Origin of the sequence: Neisseria canis (assembly GCF_900636765.1) — a bacterium.
GTDB classification, from domain to species: Bacteria; Pseudomonadota; Gammaproteobacteria; order Burkholderiales; family Neisseriaceae; genus Neisseria; species Neisseria canis.
In genome coordinates this window covers 211021-229431 of record NZ_LR134313.1, presented here as the reverse complement: position 1 = coordinate 229431, position 18411 = coordinate 211021, and the positions used below count along the sequence as shown (strand labels likewise).

Below are 18411 nucleotides of genomic sequence, written 5' to 3'. Positions count from 1 at the left end.
TTACGGCTGCAATATTAGCAATGCCTGTCTGAAACACAGTTTTCAGACAGGCATTGCTTTATTTGGGCTGTATGGCAACAGGCTGTTCGTTAAAATGCAGCTCGGTCAGCTTCTTAGTTAAAGTGTTTAGGATAAAGCCGTAGGCCGGCAGGAAAAACAGCATGCAGATAACCAGCTTGAACAAGTAATCGACAAATGCGATGTGCGGCCAGTTTGCAGCCATAAATTCGTCGCTGCTGGCGTAAAAAGCGATGGCAAAAAACAACAGGGTATCAACGGCATTGCCGACAAAAGTCGAAGCGGTGGGGGCAATCCACCATGATTTCAAGCGGCGCAATTTGTTGAACACGAAAATATCTAAAATCTGGCCGGCTGCGTAAGCAGAGAAGCTGGCCAATGCAATTCGGAATACAAATAAATTGAATACGGCCAATGAGGCCGAGCCTGTCCAGCCGCCGTCTTGAAACACGACCGATAAGATATAAGAGAGCAATAAAGCAGGCAGCATCACCCAAAAAATAATCCGCCGGGCCAAGCGTTGGCCGAAAATGCGTACGGTTAAATCTGTGGTAAGGAAGATAAACGGGAAAGTAAGCGCTCCCCAGGTTGAATGGACTTCATAACCGGTAGGCAGCGTTACGGTAAAAGGAAACTGAACCAGATAATTGCTGACGGCAATGATAGCGATATGCAGGAGCGAAAGGCGCAGTAAGGCTTTGCGCTGTTGCGCAGGAGAAAATTCATACATGAAGTGTTTCCTTATTGCATATCGTGTTTGAATAAACGCTCTTGCGCCAGTTTTTCAAACGGTGTACCTGAGCGGCCGTAATTGGCAAAAGGATGGATGGCAATGCCGCCGCGCGGAGTGAATTCGCCGAATACTTCGATGTATTTCGGCTGCATGAGCGCAATCAGGTCTTTCATAATGATGTTGACGCAATCTTCATGAAAGTCGCCGTGGTTGCGGAAGCTGAATAAGTAGAGTTTCAGTGATTTGCTTTCCACCATTTTGACATCGGGGATATAACGGATGTGGATGGTGGCAAAATCGGGCTGGCCGGTCATCGGGCAGAGGCTGGTAAATTCGGGGCAGATGAATTTAACAAAATAATCATTGCCCTGATGTTTGTTGTCGAACGCTTCCAGAATGGAAGGCGTATAAGTGGCGGGATATTGGGTTTTCCGGCTGCCCAAAAGGGTAATGCCGCCCAATTCTTCGATTTCTCGGGTCATTTTTGATTCCTTAGTTTTTTTAATGTGGGAGTTTGCGAACCACAGGGAAGGGCGGTATTTTAGATTAAATATTGGATTTTGCAAAAAATTATTTTTATTATGATATTGGAATTACTTGTTTGAAAAAATTTATTAGATGATGATTTATATATAAGTTTTTAGATAAACGGATATATAAAAAAGATTAATGGTTTTGTTAAAAAAAGATAAAACCGTTTATAAGAAAACTAAAACCGTATGTCGTGATTATTGGTAAAAATAATATACAGTAGTTAGTATCGCTACATCAATAACGCCGAGCGTGAAGTTTGTAAAGCGCTTAAAGGCACCGCCAAATACCGATACAAGACGAGAACATCATCATGAGTTTTACACAAGCCGGGCTGGAACACGCCCTGAAACAATTATCCGAGCAACTGCCCGATTTTTCAGAGCGTGAAGCGCATACGATGCGTTTGCTCCGTATTACTTCGGATCGTTTGAGCAGCCGCCAAAACGAACTTTTGAAAGAATACGGCATTAATGAAAATCTGTGGTTTGCCATTCTGTCTGTTTACATCAGTCCCAACCATGAAATCCTGCCTTCGCGTTTGAGCGATTTGATGGATTTAACGCGTACCAGTGCAACAAGGCTTTCCGATGAAATGGTTGGCCGCGGTTGGATTGAGCGCAGCATGAATGAAAAAGACCGCCGCCAAATCGTGTTGAAACTAACCAAAACCGGTGAAGATTTTATCAAAGAAGTACAGCCGCACATGAGCAAAGGCTATGCGCCATTGTGGAAAGATTTCAGCAAAGAAGAATTTGACCAGTTGCAGGCATTGCTGGGTAAAGTGTTAACCAGTTTGGGGGCTTGATTGCGTCGATTCTGAGGTGTTTTGGATGGGCTGTTGTTATGATAGTATCGTAGCAACAGCCCTTAATTAATAGGTTTGAGATGGGTATGCAATATATTAGGCATAGTGTGGTAATTGCGGCTTTATGTTTGGCCGGTGCTTGTGCGCAGTTTCCTAAGGAAGGGAAGGTGAACACACCTGCTGAGCATGCACTTTCCTCCGGACAAACTTTTGCAGTGCAAGAGCAATGGTGGCTGGTTTTGAAAGACCCGCAGTTGAACCGCTATATTAACGCAGCTTTAAAAAATGCACCTTCGCTGAAAAGCGCGCAAGCCCGTTTTGAACAGCTTCAAGCCGAGCTTGGTATTTTGGGTGAAGAAAGTAAAGTTCAGACAGGCCTTGTGGCCGAAGGCAAGGGGGCTTTGCTCGGAAAGAGGCCGTCGGCTTCATTTGCTGAGCCTGACCGCAATTTCAGGCTTGCGCACATCTCAGCGCAAGCCAAATGGTCGTTTGATTTTTGGGGAAAGAATAAAGCGCGTATTGCGTCTGTACTGGGGCGTCGGAACGCCGCTTATTATGAAATCAGGCAAGCGGAAATTTTGCTGACACATGCGGTGGCCGAGCAGTATTTTACCTGGCAGGGTCTGCTTGCCCAACAGGATATTCTGAATCAACGCATTGAAAACTCAAAACAAATCGAAAAGCTGATGCAGGAGCGGGTAAAAGCGCAACTTGCCGCGCCGTCTGCTGTTTATGAGCAGCAACAGATGCAGCAGCAATTGGCGCTGCAAAAATTACAATTAGATAAAGAAATCGCCCATGCCCGCCATGCTTTGGCTGTGTTGACCGGAAGTAAACCGGATAGCTTGGACAAGCAACAGCCGGCGGCGATGTCCGGCGTGCCGGATGTGAAAGTAGGCGGTTTGAAAGCCGATATATTAGGCCGTCGTCCTGACATCTCGGTGCAGCGTGAATTGTTGGATGTGCGAAGCCAAAATATTCGGGAAGCTAAAGCGGATTTTTATCCGAATATAGAGCTGAAATTGCTGACAGGTTTATCGCATATTGATGCATTTGATTTGGTGCGCGGCAATTCGGGTATGCTTGGGGTGGTGCCGGCGGTTCATCTGCCGATTTTTACGTCCGGTGCTTTGCGCTCGAAACTGGCAAAACGCAATGCGGAATATGATGAACAGGTAGCGGTATACGATCAAACGGTTTTGGATGCGATGCGGCTGGCGGCAGATGCCATAACAGACTATCAAAATCATAAAGCGCAACATGCGCAGGCAGAGCAGGCAGCGGCAACTGCCCGTAAAATTTCTGCAAGTATACTAAGGCGCGTCAATGCGGGCTTGGCAAATAAAGCGGAATATTACCGCAAGCAAGATGATGTGTTGCAGCAGCAGGCGGTAGTCCTGATGAAACATTCGGCTGCACTTGCGGCGTGGAGTAATCTGAATGTTCAACTGGGAGGCGGATTTAAGCAAGAACAGCATTTGTGAGAACTGGCAGTTTCATTCTGCATTTTTATAAGCAGATAAAATATAATAATGGAATATTAAAAACACTGCAGTTATGGAAGCTGTGGTTGAAAAAACTTGTGTTTGAACAGCCAGCGGCTGTTTTTAATGACAATTTGGGATAAATGTCTTTTCAGACAGGCATAGTTATTCAAATGCCTGTCTGAAAATATGAGTGAAATAACGGGTAGATAAACAATGAATAATACGAAAGACCAAGCTTTACCGGCGGAAAACGAAACAGTTCCATCAACCAGCCGCCATAAAAAGCGCAACATCACCTTAGTGGTTTTGCTGCTGATTGTGGTGGGCTTGGGCTTTGCCATGATGTATTTTTTAATCTGGCAACACGAGCAAACGACCAATAACGCCCGCGTGGCAGGACACTCCGTGCAGATTGCGCCGCAAATTGCCGGAACGGTGCGCCAAGTTTCGGCGGAAGATACGGAAATTGTGAATAAAGGCTTCGTGCTGGTTACTTTGGATGACAGCGATTACCAGCTCGCTTACGAACGCGCGCAAAACGAGTTGATACAGGCCATCCGGCAAAACAAGCAGCAGATAGCGGCCGGCGCGCAAAGCAAGGCTGCAGTTTTAGCCCGCAAAGCCGATTTGGCGAAAGCTCAAGTCGATTTGCGCCGCCGGGAATCTTTGGCCGGCAGCGATGCCATTTCAGGGGAAGAATTAAGCCATGCGCGTGCGGCAGTTGTGCAGGCGCAAGCAGCTTTGCGTGCGGTGGAAGCGGAACAAGAAGCAGTGTTGGCATCTTTGGGCAAAAATATTCCTCTGCGTAAGCAGCCGGCCGTGCAAAATGCGGTGAGCCATATCAAAGACGCTTGGTTGAATCTTCAGCGCACACAAATACGCGCCCCGGTTGACGGACAGGTGGCTGAGCGTCATGTTCAGGTCGGGCAACAGGTTGCGGTTGGAGTGCCTTTGATGTCGGTGGTGCCGCTTAACGATTTATGGGTTGACGCCAATTTTAAGGAATCCCAGTTGCGGAAAATGCGTATCGGTCAGCCTGTAACGATGACCTCGGAAATGTACGGTAAAAAAGTCGTGTATAACGGCAAGGTGCTCGGGCTTTCAGTCGGCACGAGAAACCAGCGCGACATTGAAGAGCAGCATCCTGAAAATCAAACCAAGGTTACCCAAGTTCCGGTGCGCATCAGCTTGGATCCGAAAGAGCTTGCCGAAAATCCGCTTAGGGTTGGCTTGTCGATGACGGTTCGAGTGAGCACCATAGACAGCAGCGGGCCGGTAATAGCATCGGCGGCACGCAGAAAAACGGAAGCGTCGGAGGGGAATACGGTGGATTGGACACCGGTGGAAACGCTTATTGAGCAAGTGTTTGAAAAGTATTCGAAATAGGTTTCAGACAGGCATTGCTAACCGTTTACACAGAAATATAGTTAATCACTCAAGAATAGTGTGCCCGAGAATGGCGGTGTATCGTTATTATGTAACTCGATTGGCTATATTTATGACAAACAAACTCAGATAAAAATAAGTTGCTTTGCCATAACTTTACCGGCTTCCCAAAACACAATGCCTGTCTGAATTCTTTCAGACAGGCATTACTGTTACCTTAGCTATATTCCAGTTGCCGAATATCAATCCCGAATCTGCTTTTGGAAGATTTTTTTGTCGACCAAATAAACCAAAACCAAAACGGGCAAACCCAGTATGGCGGTAAACAGGAAGAAATTCTGATAGCCGACCTTGTCCACAATCGTGCCGGAATAGCCGCCTAAAACTTTCGGCAATAAAGTCATCAAAGAGCTGAATATCGCATATTGCACGGCAGTAAAGCGGATGTTGGTCAAAGCGGAAAGAAACGCAATAAACACTGCACCCGCCAAGCCGGCGGCAAGATTGTCAAACGCCACGGCCGTGTACATCAAAGCCATATCCTGCCCGCGGTTGGCCAAAACAACAAACATCAAGTTCGTCGCAGATGCCAAAACACCGCCCAACATCATCATTTTCATCAAAGAGAAACGTTGCGCCAACAGGCCACCTAAAAAGCCGCCGGCAATCGTCATAATCAAACCGAAAGTTTTCACAGCAGCCGCAATGTCTTCTTTTGAAAATCCCAAATCCTGATAAAACACATTGGAAATCACGCCGGCCACAATATCCGAAATGCGGTATACGCCGATTAAAGCAAGCAGCAGCAGGGCGGATTTGCCGTAGCGGTGGAAAAAATCCATCACAGGATCCAGCCAGGTCGTTTTGGCCAAACCGGCAGGCACCAGGCCGCTTTTAACCGTCAGCACACAAGCCGCCGCCGCCGCGCAGGCGCCGATAAGCAGGCGCACGGCCTCGATTAAAAATGTGCCCAGCACGCTTTCTGTGGCCGGCAGGAATGTTCCCGAAAAAGCAAACGCAGCCACAAATGCCGCAGCCATAAACACAAACAAAAGCAACAAGCGGAAATTATCGCCCGAGCGTAGCGGCGCTTCCGAATGCCTGTCTGAAACATCCGGCTCGCGGCAGAGCAAAGTCGTTACAATGCCCGCGCCCATAGTCAGCGCCATAATCAGATAAGTGTGGCGCCAAGCCTCATACAGATAAGCACCTTCTTTAGAACCCAGCCACGAAGCCAAAAACAAAGCGCCCGCCCCGGCCACAATCATGCCGATCCGGTAGCCGGCATTATAAGTGGCGGCGGTTACAGACTGCATCGCATCATCCCCTTTAGCCACTTCAATACGGTAAGCGTCAATCACCACATCTTGTGTTGCCGAAGAAAAACCCAACAACACGGCGGCGGCGGCCATCACTGTGAGCGCATGTTTGTCTACAGGATTGATCAGCGCCATCAAGCAGATTGCCGCCACAATAAGTACCTGCGCCAGCAGCAGCCAAGAACGCCGCTTGCCAAACAATCTGCCCAATAATGGAAGCTGAAGCGAATCGATCAAAGGCGCCCAAACAAATTTAAACGAGTAAGCCAAAGCCGCCCAGCTGAACATCGTAACCGTGCTTCTGTCTACCCCCGCTTCGCGCAGCCACAAAGAGAGGCTCGAAAAAATAAGCAAAATGGGAATGCCCGCAGAAAAACCGAGAAAAAACAAAGTAATCGAGCGGCCGTCCAGATAGCTGGCAAAAGCTTTGCCCCAGCTGTTTTGATGTGATGACATGTAACCATCCTAAATGCCTGTCTGAAAGCGTTAGCACAGAATTGCAGCGCAGGCAGGGAATAAAATGCCAAATTGTATATTAAATCAATAAAAGTACAACATAAGCGGTATCAATGGCTGGAAATATGTTTTTCCATCAAGTTTGATGTATCCCGATAATCGAACAATCTGTTTCGGTTCCAGACTTCAGCTTAATCAATGCCTGTCTGGACAATATTGTTCAGACAGGCATTGATATTACCCGCTGGTTATGTTCTTTATCCGCGTATCTTAAGTAATGATGAATTAAACAAGTGTTCCATTCTGTTTACTCTTTATGTCATCAGGCTGAAGCAAATGTGGAGATATTGCAGCATGAATGTGTTTGGAAAGAGTAAAGGCCATATTTATTTGCAGCTTGCCGCAACCTGTATGATAAAATTTAAAAAATGTATTTATATCCGTTCGTTATGACGGGCGGGTTGTTTCAATTACCTAAACCAAGAGCATATACCGACTAAACTCTAGGGGAATATAAAAATGTCTCAACAAAAAAACATGAAGCCCATCTGCCAAAGTGTATTGGGAGCACTAACCTTGATGGCCGCATATCATTCTGCTTCTGCAGCCACTATTTCGGAAACGCCTTTCAGGCTGCAAAATAAGGTAACCACAGCACAAAGCAAGGTGAAGCCTAATTTTATGCTGCTTATTGACGATTCGGGCAGTATGAATGAGCCGGTGAACAGAAGAGATTCCACAACCAGATTGAAGGCTACTCAAGATGCCCTTTATGCAGTATTGGATCAATACCAAGATAATTTCAACTGGGGTTTGCAAACTTATCACAACAACGGCAGATCTGATTTGAATGACTATACTTCGGATTGGCGGGATGTTAAACAAAGGGTGGGTCGAATCAGACCGAATGACGGTACGCCCACCACACGCCGTTATTACGAAGTAACCAATATCATGAGGGATAAGACTAAATACCGTTGCGAAAAAAACTTCATTGTTGTAATGACCGATGGTGATGCGAACAGTAGTTGTACTACAGGGAGATGGCGTAACAAAACTTTTAACTACAGTTATAAAAAAAATGGTCAATATGTGGGTTCGAGTTGGATTAGTTGGGATAAGTATTTTTACGATCCCTATTTCGGCCCCGGGGAGCCCGGTAGGTGCGAAAATAAAGATGACGGCCCAGTTGATTCACATTGGGATGTTGATAACGGTTTACAATTTTTCAGCCACACATTGGCCACAAAGGATTTTAAAACCGAAGGAATCGATAGAACCGGAAGAAGTTGGAACGGGGATGTCCGTGTCGATCCTACTGAGGAAGATCGTCAAACGAAACAGCCAAAAAGTAAATATGAAAAGCAAACGATTAATACGTTTACCATCGGTTTAAGCGGTATTACGAGAAGAGGTGAGGACTATTTGAGAAATGGTGCCAGCTCATATCGGGGAAAGAAGAACTTTTTTATCGCCAACGACCGGCAAGAATTGCTAAACGCTTTTAAGCAGGCAGCCGAATCCGCAAATGAGTCGGGCGGTGTTGTGGCTACCGCAACCAGCGGAACGGTGGCGCCGGCTATCGTGGCCAATAGATCCGGTGCCGAAGGCGCTATTTCGGTGCTTATCGACAGCGGTTCATGGAGCAGCCAAATCCGTTTTTATGAAGCCAATAAAAACGACAAAAAAAATCTTGAGTTTAGTGAAGATTATAAAGAGCCTTCTTATACAAATCGAAAAACATTGATTAATGTAGGAAACGGAACGCATTTTGTTGAGAAGTTGAATGCGTCTCCACCGGGTAATGAGTTTTTTGGCATTACCCAGACCGGCCAGGATGCCAATGAATGGCGGGATGCACTGTTGAAGTGGACCGCACGTTCCGCTGATGACAACTCAATTAAAAACATGGCCGAACAACGGAAATACTCACAACCTTACCGTATTCGTGAAGGTAAAGCGCGCAATTTGGGCGATATTATTGACAGCCCTGTTACAGCCATCGGAAGCAACGAAACAGGGAGACAGGAATTTTTGATTACTTCGGCTAACGACGGCATGGTGCATATTTTCCAAAAATCCGAAGGCGACCATCCTTATGATTTGAAGGCAAGTTATATTCCTGCAACAATGGAGCGCAGCAATGAAAATCTTGCTTCAATATTGAAGCAAGTAGCTCACGAAGAGTATGGTAAAACCGATGCCAACCCACACCGGTATTTGATCAACGGCGGGTTTACTGTTTTGGGTACGCCTAAAAAAGAAAACGGTGACAGACATTACTTTATGTTTGGTGCGATGGGGCAGGGCGGCAGGGGGGCTTATGCTTTGAACGTAGGCGGCAAACATATTCATACCGGAAGACCCGTCGGTATTCATGCAGAAGCTTCAAGCTGGGAAAGCCAAGTTCCTTTATTTGAAACAGAAAAAGGAGAGGGAAATAATTTGGGCTTTACCATCGGTACGCCTCGTATCGGGCGTGTTTTGGTGGATGCCAGCAGCCGTGATATACGCTATGCAGGTATTTTGGCCAGCGGTTACAAAAACAAGCCCGCAAAAAACGGCTCTTCCGAGAATGTGAACGAAACAGCTTTGTACCTGTATGATATGCTGGGACATGATGCGGTTACCGCTCAGCCTGTTTCAGGCAGTAAACCGGGTCAATTGTTGAAAAAAATAGTTGTGGCAGACGGAGTGGGCGGCCTTTCAACGCCGGTGTTGTTGGATATAGAGTCTGACGGTATCTATGACTTGGCTTATGCGGGTGATTATGGCGGCAATCTTTACCGTTTCGATTTGCGCGGCGGGATAAACGAATGGAAAGTAACACGTATTTTTACCGGTAACGGTAACAAGCCCATTGTAGCTGCGCCTACCATTTCTTATCGGCCGAACGGTAAATATATCGTTATCGTGGGTACGGGTAGTGAGGTATACGATGAAGATTTCAACAGCACGGAAACCCAATCTGTTTACGGTATTTTTGACGATGTAAACACCACACCCTCGTTACCGGCTCAAGAAACAGATTTGTTGTCTCAGCAATTTACACAGAGACGGGGGTTTTATTATTTGAGCAATAATCAGATTCAACCGCAGCATAAAGGTTGGAAAATTGATTTGAGCGATTTGAACGGGGAGCGTGTGGTTACCCAAGGCAAGATGTTGCTGCGTACGGCTCTTATAGAAACCCGTGCTTATGTGAAAAACACCGTTTCAAATAAAGATGAGATTTCGGGCGATATCTGTGCCGTGCAGAAAACAGAAGATACTATTGAAGCCAAAAGCCGTTTGCTTCAAATTAACAGCACAAACGGAGGTGCTTTAACCAAAAGAGATGCGCGGGTCGTTTATAAAGACGGCGGCGAGGACGGAAATTATTTTGCCAACGGAAAATTATTCAACGGGTTGGTAAGTAACGGTTCTGTGGCTGCTGCGTTGAAAGGTGATACCTTGACTGTTGATGGACAAAATGCAGGAAGCGGTGAAGAAAAGCCTATTAAAGGGCCGGGGGAGTCAATCAAACGGCAGCCTAATACTTGCTTTAAGTCTAAAGAAAACCAAAGTATCGTTCTCCAATCGACTGAAGGTGAGTTGTATAGTTTGCAAGTTGACGGTCCTTTGTGCGATCAGTTTGTCCGCCGCATCAGTTGGCGTGAACTGACTTAAGCATCTTTAAAAACAATGCCTGTCTGAAAGTTTTCAGACAGGCATTTCGTATCATCAACAACTTCATAAAGAAAAAAAGGAAAATCATGAATCCTTCGATACAAAATGCATTAGAACAGCTCAATACGCTGATTTTGGGGAAAGAAACGGTGATGCAGCAGCTGCTGGCCTGTGTGTTGGCGGGCGGGCATGTGCTATTGGAAGATGTACCCGGCGTGGGGAAAACCACTTTGGCGCATGGCGTGGCGGCGGTGTTGGGTTTGAACTACCGGCGTGTGCAATTTACCAATGATATGCTGCCTTCGGATTTGCTCGGTATCAATATTTACCGGCCTGATGAGGGTAAGTTTGAGTTTCATCCCGGGCCGGTGTTTCATTCGTTTTTACTGGCGGATGAAATAAACCGCGCTTCGCCCAAGCTGCAGTCGGCCTTGCTGGAAGCGATGGAAGAAAAACAGGTGTCGGTGGACGGTAAAACTTACCGTTTGCCGCGCCCGTTTTTGGTGGTGGCCACGCAAAATCCGGTTGAGCAGCTCGGTACGTTTCCTTTGCCGGAATCCCAGCTCGACCGTTTTATGATGCGCCTGAGCATGGGTTATCCTTCTGAAGAAGCTGAAAAAAGGCTGTATCTGGAGGGGGATAAACGGCAAACCTTGTCGGCTGTCAAAGCGGTGTGTAATGCGGAAACTTTGGTGCAGTGGCAGCAGCAGGCGGTTGAAGTGAAATGTTCGCCTGCGGTGGCAGAATATGTGTTCAGGTTGGTGCAGGCTACCCGCCAGCCGGGACGTTTTGTAACCGGATTGAGCCCGCGGGCGGGCTTGGCGGTAATTGCTGCGGCTAAGGCCTGGGCATTTATGCAGGGTAGGGCGCATATTTTACCGGACGATGTGAAAGCGGTTTGGGTGCCTGTGGCGGCGCACCGTTTGCAATCTGTGCAGCAGCAACACAGCAGCCGTCAGATTTTGGAAGGTTTGCTTAATCATGTTGCTGTTTCGTAAACCTATTCAGCCTGAAAAGCAGCCGGAACCGGTGGCTGTGGGGCGTTTCCGCTTGCGGCCTACGCGCTTTGGTGCCGGGATGTTGGCGGCGGTGGTACTGCTTTGGCTGGTGGGCTTGCAGTATCAAGTGAATTTGGCTTATGCCATATCATTTTGGCTGCTGGGTTTTGTGTGTGTGGCAGTGTTGCTCAACATGCGCCAGTTTTCGGCTTTGAAGGTGGGGTTGAGGGTACCGCAGGAAGTGTTTGCCGGTACGGAGGCGCAACTGGCGCTTGACGTTGTAGAGCATCGCGGACGCAGCCGTTGGTTGTGGCTGCGGGTGGATAACCCGACTGTCGAAAATACATTGCCGCGCTGGCTTGATTGGCGGATTGATGCGAAGCGTCCCGAACCGTTTGTTTGGCAGGTGGTGATGCGGCGGCGCGGTTATTTACATGTGCCGGAGTTGCAAGTGGCGAGTATCGCGCCTTTCGGGTTGAGCATGTTGCAAACGGCGTGGCATTGGCAGACCGAATCGTTGGTTTATCCCGCGCCTATTGAGCACCAAGTGCTGCACGCGGCTTTGCCGGACGGAGAAGAAGACCCCGCACGCCCGCGCGTTCAGGGTGGTGACGAATTGGCTTATTTGCAGGAGCACCGGCCTGGAATGTCGTTGCAGCATGTAGCTTGGAAAACTTATGCCAAAACCGGCGAAATGTTGGACAAGCGTTTCGAGGAGCCGCAGGCGGCTGTTCGCAATATGGTGATTTCCTATCGGGATTATCCGGCTCAGGCCGATAAAGACCGGCTGGCGGGCATGCTGTGCTACCGCGTGCTGGAAGCGGAAAAAACCAAGCTGCCTTATATTCTTGAGTTGCCGCAGCGTACGATTCCGCCGCAGAAAGGCCAGCGGGAAATGGCGTTGGCAGCGTTGGCTTTGTTGTAGCGGGTTAAGCCAAACAATGGCCATACACACCAATATTCTGGCTTGGGCCGAGTATTGTTAAATCCGGCAGCTTTCCGAGATGCACGCGGCAAGCTCGGATATGACGGTACTGCTACGATGCAGGCGGTTGCGCCATACCTTTACACAATAATTTAATTGGGCTGCTCTCAATCAGGTTTTCAGACAGGCATTCTTTATACCCTATGCCTGTCTGAAAACACGGCGCCACACATTGCGACTTGATTCATTATGTTTATCCAAAACCCTCCTTTCCTATCCGGGCAGCCGCGTCCTGCTGTGCAGGCTGCGATTTTGTGCGTGCTGCTGATGTCGGCTTTGCCTTTGATGGCAAACCTGCCGGGCGGCGTGATGCTTACTTTTGCCGCATTGTTGTTGGCGCGGTTTGTGCAGATGCAGGCCGGTTGGCACAAAACGCCGCCTTTGGTTTTGTTGCTGCTTGCCGTAGGTGCGGGCTTGCTGGTGTGGTTGCAGGTGGGTTCGGTTATCGGTAGGGAAGGCGGCATTTCGCTGTTGCTTTTGATGGTGGCACTCAAAGCCTTTGAAAGCAGCACACGGCGCGACTGGCAGGTGTTGCTGCTGGCCATGCTGTTTCTGATGGGCGGCGGGGTGCTGTTCGACCAAAGCCCGCTCACCGGCGTATGGGCCGTGCTGTGTCTGTTTGCCGCCAGCGTGTGTTTCGGTATGTTGGGCGGTTTGTATTTGAAAGATGCGGCCAAAACAGGTGCGCTGGCTTTGGTGTTGACGCTGCCGCTGATGGTGGTGCTGTTTGTGGCGGTGCCGCGTAAAAGCGAGCCTTTGTGGGGCATTCCGCAAAAAAGCAATCAGGCCAAAACCGGGCTTTCCAACACCATGCAGCCGGGCAGCATCAGCAATCTGGTGCAGAGCAACGAATGGGTTGCCAATATAACATTCAAAGGAAATGCACCTGCGCCCGAAGAGCTGTATTGGCGCGCGATTATCATGACCGATTTCAACGGCACGAGCTGGCAGGCTCAGCCCGATAACACGATTGACGAAGCGCGTGCAGACGATATGCCGGGAGAGACTGTTTCCTACCAAATCATTTTGCGCGACCAAAACGGCGTGATTCCCGCGCTTGACCAGTCGGTCGGCAGTTTTCCGAAAAGCATTGCGCGCCGTTTGGGCAATGTGCTGCGGGCGCAGCGCAGCTACGAAAGTTTGCGCCGCCTTGATCTGCAAGCCCGGTTGGGCGGCAGGCTGCCCGATCAGCCCAATCCGGCTGTTTTGCAGCATTATCTCTACCTGCCACCGGGCAACACGCGTTCGCGTGTGCTGGCGCAAAGCTTGGCGCAGCAATCGGCCGATTCGCAGGCGTTTATTCAAAAGGTATTGGCTTATTACCGCAAAAATGCGTTCAGCTACACTTTGCAGCCACCGCTCACGGAGGGTGCGAACGGCGTGGATGCGTTTATGTTTCAGACCAAACAAGGGTTTTGCGAGCATTATGCGCAAAGTTTTGTGGTGATGATGCGTGCCGCCGGTTTGCCTGCGCGGGTGGTAACCGGTTATTTGGGCGCGGACTACATTGCCGAAGGTGATTTTTGGCAGATTCGTTCCAAAGACGCGCATGCTTGGGCGGAAGTGTGGCTGCCGGAAGAAAAGGTGTGGCTGCGGGTGGATCCGACTGCGGCGGTATCGTCAAACCGTGCGGCGGGCGGCTTGCAGCAGTCTTTGCCGCAAAACGAGCAGGGTTTGGTGCAAAACGGCGGCGGCGCGTTTGCCAAATGGCGTGAAACCGGCCAGTATTACTGGCAGCAATGGGTGGTGAACTACGACCAAAGCCGCCAAAACAATCTGTTTGCCAAACTCGGCTTGGGCGGATTCGGCTTTGCCGCTTTTGCGCTGGTGCTGGGCGTTGGCGGCGCGCTTGCGCTGATTCCCGTGTTTTTCTGGTGGCGAAAAGGCCGCAGAAATGATCAAAACCCGCTTGAAGAAGGTTTTGTATTGCTGAAAAACGCACTATTGGGCGTGGAAGACGAAACGCGTTACGGCGTAACCGCATCCGAATTGCGCACCCTGATGCGGGAAAACGGTTTGCAGGATGCGCAGTTGGAGCGCGTGTTGGAGCAGTATGAGAATTGGCAATATACGGCAGACCGCCCGCCCACGCAAGCGCAGCAACATGCTTGGTTGAAACAGGTAAGAAAAATGGCGGCTGCTTATCAGAAGCAGGCGGAGAAATCGGTTTCAGACAGGCATTAGGAAATGCCTGAATATGGCAAATAAATTTAAAAGAACAGTATTGCCATAACGGTAAATGTAATAACGGTAATGCCTGTCTGAAACTTTTTTCAGACAGGCATTACCGTTTGAAGCTGTTGAAACCGTTCCTGATTGGCGGTGCGTCATTCGCCCGCAGTTTTCGGCTGTGTTTTAACCGGCAAATCGCGCCCGTCGTTGGCGGCGGCGGAGCGTTGGTGCTGGGTGTAGAAAAAGAGTGCGGCAATCAGCAGGGCAACGCTGAGCAGCCACAGCAGATATTTCGCACGGGGAACCTGTTGCTCGGGTTGGCGGAAGCCTTTGGGCATCGGGCTGGAAATGCGTTGGGAAGCAGGCTCCTGAGTGCCGGAGGCAGACTGGCGGGCAATCCATTCATCATGCCTGCGCCGCTTTTCCGGCGTGGTCAGCACTTTATAAGAGCGGTTGATGATGCTCATCACGCGGTGTGCATCGGGATTGTCGGGGCAGCGGTCGGGATGGTATTGCTTGCAGAGCGCACGATAGGCCGCGCGTATGGTTTTTAAATCGGCATCGCGGGGAACTTTGAGGTTGTCGTAGTGGGTATGCGGTTTTTTCGGCATTGCGCTGCGGCAAGTTTTTTATTTAAATAGCCTTATTATATCAATGCCTGTCTGAAAAGAGTGAGAATATTGCTTTCAGACAGGCATGTTTGTGTGTGAATTCAACGCGCTGAATTTTTTGTCAGCCGATTCACCAAATCATCCACTTCGTTTTCTGCTTGCCGGATAGACGCGGCCAAACGCTCATCGGCAAATTCATCGTACTCCACCGCGATACAGTGGCTCTTTGTGATACCGATGTATCCGAAAGCGGTTTGAACGGCCGGCTCGACATGGTTGCGTGCGCTGATTCTGCCGCCTTTGTCGTAACCGTAATCGCCGCGTGAAGAAAGGATAATCAGGCGCTTGCCCATATCGGCCAATAGCGGCCAATAAGGCTCGCCTGCGTGGCTGCGGTCGAAACCGAATGTGCGACCCACGCGCACGATATTGTCGATATAGGCTTTGAACTGGGCGGGGGGGCCGAAGTTATACATCGGCACTCCGGCTACAATGATGTCTGCACGAATCAGCTCGTCAACCAATTCGTCGCTTTGGCGCAAAACATCGTGCATCCACGGTTCGCGTTGCTGATCGGGCGTGAAAGCGGCATGAATCCATGCGCCGCTTACCGGTGCGGGCGGATGCTGCCCGACATCGCGGTAGATTATTTCGGTGTTCGGTAGGTGTTGGCGCCATTGTTCGACAAAGCGCGCGCTCAAACGGCGGGTGTGAGAACCATGCGGATCGCGGCCGGATAAGCCGCTGCGGGCGCTGGCGTCTATGTGGAGTAGGGTAGTCATTATCAGCTTCCTTTCAGATGAACAAAATCAATGTATATTGATTGTCTTGCTTGTTTGCTCTTGCTACAAACGATATATTCTCAATTTATAAGTCAATTTAATTCATCTATATCATGCGAAAGCCGAATTGTTCCCTTGATGCGCTTTATGCGTTTGAAGCGGCGGCGCGTACCGGCAGTTTTAAATCGGCGGCGGCTGAACTGAATGTAACCGCCACTGCTATCAGCCACCGTATCCGCTTACTGGAAATGCAGCTGGGCAAACCTTTGTTTGTCAGAAAAGTGCGTGCTGTGTCGCTCACCGCCGAAGGCCGCATCCTGTTTGATGCGGCTGCGCAAGGCTTTGCCGTCATCACGACCGCGTTGGAACGCATTTGCGAACCGGTGCGCCAAGTGGTCAGTATTTCGGTAACGCCCGAATTTGCAGGGAAATGGCTGGTACCTAAGTTGGCCGCTTTTCAGACCGCCTTCCCGAATATCGACCTCCATATCCATGCATCTTACGAACCTGCCGATTTAAAATCGGGCGCAGCCGATTTGGCGGTGCGCTACGGTAACGGGCACTATCCCGAGGTGCAATCAACGCCTTTGTTCCAAGAATGTTTTGCGCCCGTGGCCAGCCCGGCCTTATTGGCAAAATTATCGAAAAATGTGCGGGATTGGCCGCTGATTCATCTTGATTGGCACCGTGATACACATGATGCGGCGGACTGGAACAAGTGGGCGGATGCAGCGGGAGTGCCGCATGCGGATGTGCAAAGCGGCATCCGTTATTCAGACGGCAGCCATGCCATACAGGCAGCCGTTGCGGGGCAGGGCGTGGCTTTACTGAGTGTGAAGCTGGTGCGGGAGGAATTGGATTTGCGGCTTTTAAGCGTGGCGGCAGAACCTTGTTTGCATGATAAATTTTACTGGTTGTGCGAGCCGCAGCGGCATGCGGATACATCGGTGGTTCAGCAAGTGAAGGTGTGGCTGTTGACGCAGGCGGGTTGAGGGGGCGGCAAATGTTTATTGATATACTTGTCTGCGAACTCTGTATAATTGAAAGCGTTTTAGCTTGAATGCCTGTCTGAAAACGATTGAATAACGAAATGGATATAAAAATGAAAAAAACGATTGGGATATTGGCGTTGTCTTCATTATTGGGCGCGTGCGGCGGCGGAGACGGTACCGATAAAATCGGCGAGGCCAGCACCGTGTTCAACATGCTCGGCAAAAACGACCGTATTGAAATCCATGCGTTCGACGACCCGCAAATCAAAGGCGTTACCTGCTATATTTCCTACGCCAAAAAAGGCGGCCTGAAAGAAACGGTGAACTTGGAAGAAGATGCTTCCGACGCTTCCGTATCCTGCGTTCAGACCGCACCGCAAATCACTTTCAACGAAGCCGAAATCGCCAAGCCGCAGAAAATTTTCAAAAAAGGCTCCAGCTTTATTTTCAAAACCCTGCAAGTGATGCGCTATTACGACCCCGCGCGCAAAGTGTTTTCATACATGGTGTACAGCGATAAAGTGATTCAAGGTTCGCCGAAAAATTCGATGGACGCTTTTTCCTGCTATACCGGCGCGCCGCTGGATGCTGCCAAAGTGAGTGTGCAGCCCAACCAGCAGATTCACGGCTCGTGCATCGTTACTGCGGCAGCACAGCGCTGATGCCTGTCTGAAAAAGATCGGAGCAGCATGGATTTAACCCTTTGGCATTATGCGGCGATTGCCGTGCTGGGCATTTTTGCCAGCATCATCAATATTTTGGCGGGCGGCGGTTCCAACCTGATTCTGCCGCTGTTGATGGCCTTCGGCGTGCCGCCCGACATTGCCAACGCCAGCAACCGCGTCGGCATTTTTTTCCAGTCGCTCACCGGTATCCGCGGGTTTAGAAACGCCGGCGCGTTGCCTACGCACGATTTGCGCGGCATTTTGCTGCCGATGATATTCGGCGGTTTGGTCGGCTCCGTGTTGGCTTCGGTTCTGCCTAATCAGATTCTGAAACCCGCATTGCTCGTCTGTATTCTCGGCGTGGCCACGCTCACTTTTCTCAAACCGCAGCTTTTATTGCCGCCGCAAAACGTGCAGGAACGCAAAGTGTCCGACACGCGCGGGGCGGCGGTTTTGCTGTTTGCCGTCGGTATTTACGGCGGTTTTGTGCAGGCCAGCACCGCGTTTATTCTGCTGCCCGTGCTGGCGGGCGTGCTGCACTACAACCTGCTGCGCGCCAACGCCTTAAAACTGGTGTGCACGCTGGCGTTTACCGTCGTGGCTTTGGCCGTGTTTATCGTACAGGGGCAGATTTGGTGGGATGTCGGCCTTGTGCTGGCAGCAGGCAATGCCATCGGTTCGATGATCGGCGTGAAAATTGCCTTAAAACTCTCGCCCAACACCTTACGCACGATTTTGTTTGTGATGACGGTTGTGGCCGTGGCCGCGGCGTTTTTGAAGTAAATGAGGCCGTCTGAAA

General features: G+C 49.7%; 15 protein-coding genes and 1 riboswitch. Of the genes, 10 read left to right on the top strand and 5 right to left on the bottom strand.

Annotated elements, in window-relative coordinates; genetic code table 11:
• Positions 1-58 precede the first annotated feature (58 nt).
• Together EL143_RS01075 and queF are read right to left on the bottom strand one after the other, a co-directional pair.
• The gene (locus EL143_RS01075) at positions 59-748 is read right to left on the bottom strand and encodes a 7-cyano-7-deazaguanine/7-aminomethyl-7-deazaguanine transporter (RefSeq protein WP_085416950.1); all 690 of its coding nucleotides are present in this window, start codon (positions 746-748) and stop codon (positions 59-61) included.
• Between the two features lie 11 nt (positions 749-759).
• Positions 760-1233: a preQ(1) synthase gene (gene queF / locus EL143_RS01070; RefSeq protein ID WP_085416952.1), complete on the bottom strand. Its 474-nt coding sequence runs from the start codon at positions 1231-1233 to the stop codon at positions 760-762.
• A 4-nt stretch (positions 1234-1237) separates the two neighbouring features.
• A riboswitch (PreQ1 riboswitch) is annotated at positions 1238-1282 on the bottom strand.
• A 313-nt stretch (positions 1283-1595) separates the two neighbouring features.
• On the opposite strand from queF, the gene EL143_RS01065 reads away from it, so the two are divergent.
• The 3 genes from EL143_RS01065 (at position 1596) to EL143_RS01055 (ending at position 4963) form a co-directional block, all read left to right on the top strand.
• Positions 1596-2090, top strand: a complete 495-nt coding sequence (locus tag EL143_RS01065; protein WP_009117565.1) for a MarR family transcriptional regulator — start codon at positions 1596-1598, stop codon at positions 2088-2090.
• 167 nt (positions 2091-2257) lie between these two features.
• The gene (locus tag EL143_RS01060) at positions 2258-3574 is read left to right on the top strand and encodes an efflux transporter outer membrane subunit (RefSeq protein ID WP_232001316.1); all 1317 of its coding nucleotides are present in this window, start codon (positions 2258-2260) and stop codon (positions 3572-3574) included.
• Between the two features lie 216 nt (positions 3575-3790).
• Entirely contained in the window at positions 3791-4963 is a 1173-nt protein-coding gene (locus tag EL143_RS01055) for an HlyD family efflux transporter periplasmic adaptor subunit (protein ID WP_085416956.1), read from the top strand.
• 242 nt (positions 4964-5205) lie between these two features.
• Here the strand turns inward: EL143_RS01055 and EL143_RS01050 are convergent, their stop codons facing one another.
• Positions 5206-6738: an AmpG family muropeptide MFS transporter gene (locus EL143_RS01050; protein ID WP_085416957.1), complete on the bottom strand. Its 1533-nt coding sequence runs from the start codon at positions 6736-6738 to the stop codon at positions 5206-5208.
• Between the two features lie 519 nt (positions 6739-7257).
• Between EL143_RS01050 and pilC the strand changes: the two genes are divergently transcribed.
• From pilC to EL143_RS01030, 4 genes are all read left to right on the top strand, one after another.
• Positions 7258-10407: a PilC family type IV pilus tip adhesin gene (gene pilC, locus EL143_RS01045; protein WP_085416959.1), complete on the top strand. Its 3150-nt coding sequence runs from the start codon at positions 7258-7260 to the stop codon at positions 10405-10407.
• Between the two features lie 86 nt (positions 10408-10493).
• A complete protein-coding gene (locus EL143_RS01040) occupies positions 10494-11405 on the top strand; it encodes an AAA family ATPase (protein WP_085416961.1) in 912 nt (303 codons plus the stop codon).
• A complete protein-coding gene (locus EL143_RS01035; RefSeq protein ID WP_085416963.1) occupies positions 11389-12330 on the top strand; it encodes a DUF58 domain-containing protein in 942 nt (313 codons plus the stop codon). The genes EL143_RS01040 and EL143_RS01035 overlap by 17 nt, the downstream gene beginning before the upstream one ends.
• Before the next feature lie 249 nt (positions 12331-12579).
• The gene (locus EL143_RS01030; RefSeq protein WP_085416965.1) at positions 12580-14574 is read left to right on the top strand and encodes a transglutaminase family protein; all 1995 of its coding nucleotides are present in this window, start codon (positions 12580-12582) and stop codon (positions 14572-14574) included.
• 143 nt (positions 14575-14717) lie between these two features.
• Here the strand turns inward: EL143_RS01030 and EL143_RS01025 are convergent, their stop codons facing one another.
• A complete protein-coding gene (locus EL143_RS01025) occupies positions 14718-15173 on the bottom strand; it encodes a J domain-containing protein (RefSeq protein ID WP_085416967.1) in 456 nt (151 codons plus the stop codon).
• A 101-nt stretch (positions 15174-15274) separates the two neighbouring features.
• Positions 15275-15955 carry an FMN-dependent NADH-azoreductase gene (locus tag EL143_RS01020; RefSeq protein ID WP_085416969.1) on the bottom strand — a complete coding sequence of 227 codons (681 nt, stop codon included), beginning with the start codon at positions 15953-15955 and terminating at the stop codon, positions 15275-15277.
• A gap of 113 nt (positions 15956-16068) precedes the next feature.
• On the opposite strand from EL143_RS01020, the gene EL143_RS01015 reads away from it, so the two are divergent.
• The 3 genes from EL143_RS01015 to EL143_RS01005 all read left to right on the top strand — a co-directional run bounded on the left by EL143_RS01015 (position 16069) and on the right by EL143_RS01005 (position 18395).
• A complete protein-coding gene (locus EL143_RS01015; RefSeq protein ID WP_085416971.1) occupies positions 16069-16947 on the top strand; it encodes a LysR substrate-binding domain-containing protein in 879 nt (292 codons plus the stop codon).
• 110 nt (positions 16948-17057) lie between these two features.
• Entirely contained in the window at positions 17058-17609 is a 552-nt protein-coding gene (locus tag EL143_RS01010; protein WP_085416973.1) for a CreA family protein, read from the top strand.
• 27 nt (positions 17610-17636) lie between these two features.
• Entirely contained in the window at positions 17637-18395 is a 759-nt protein-coding gene (locus EL143_RS01005; protein WP_085416975.1) for a sulfite exporter TauE/SafE family protein, read from the top strand.
• Positions 18396-18411: the final 16 nt, after the last annotated feature.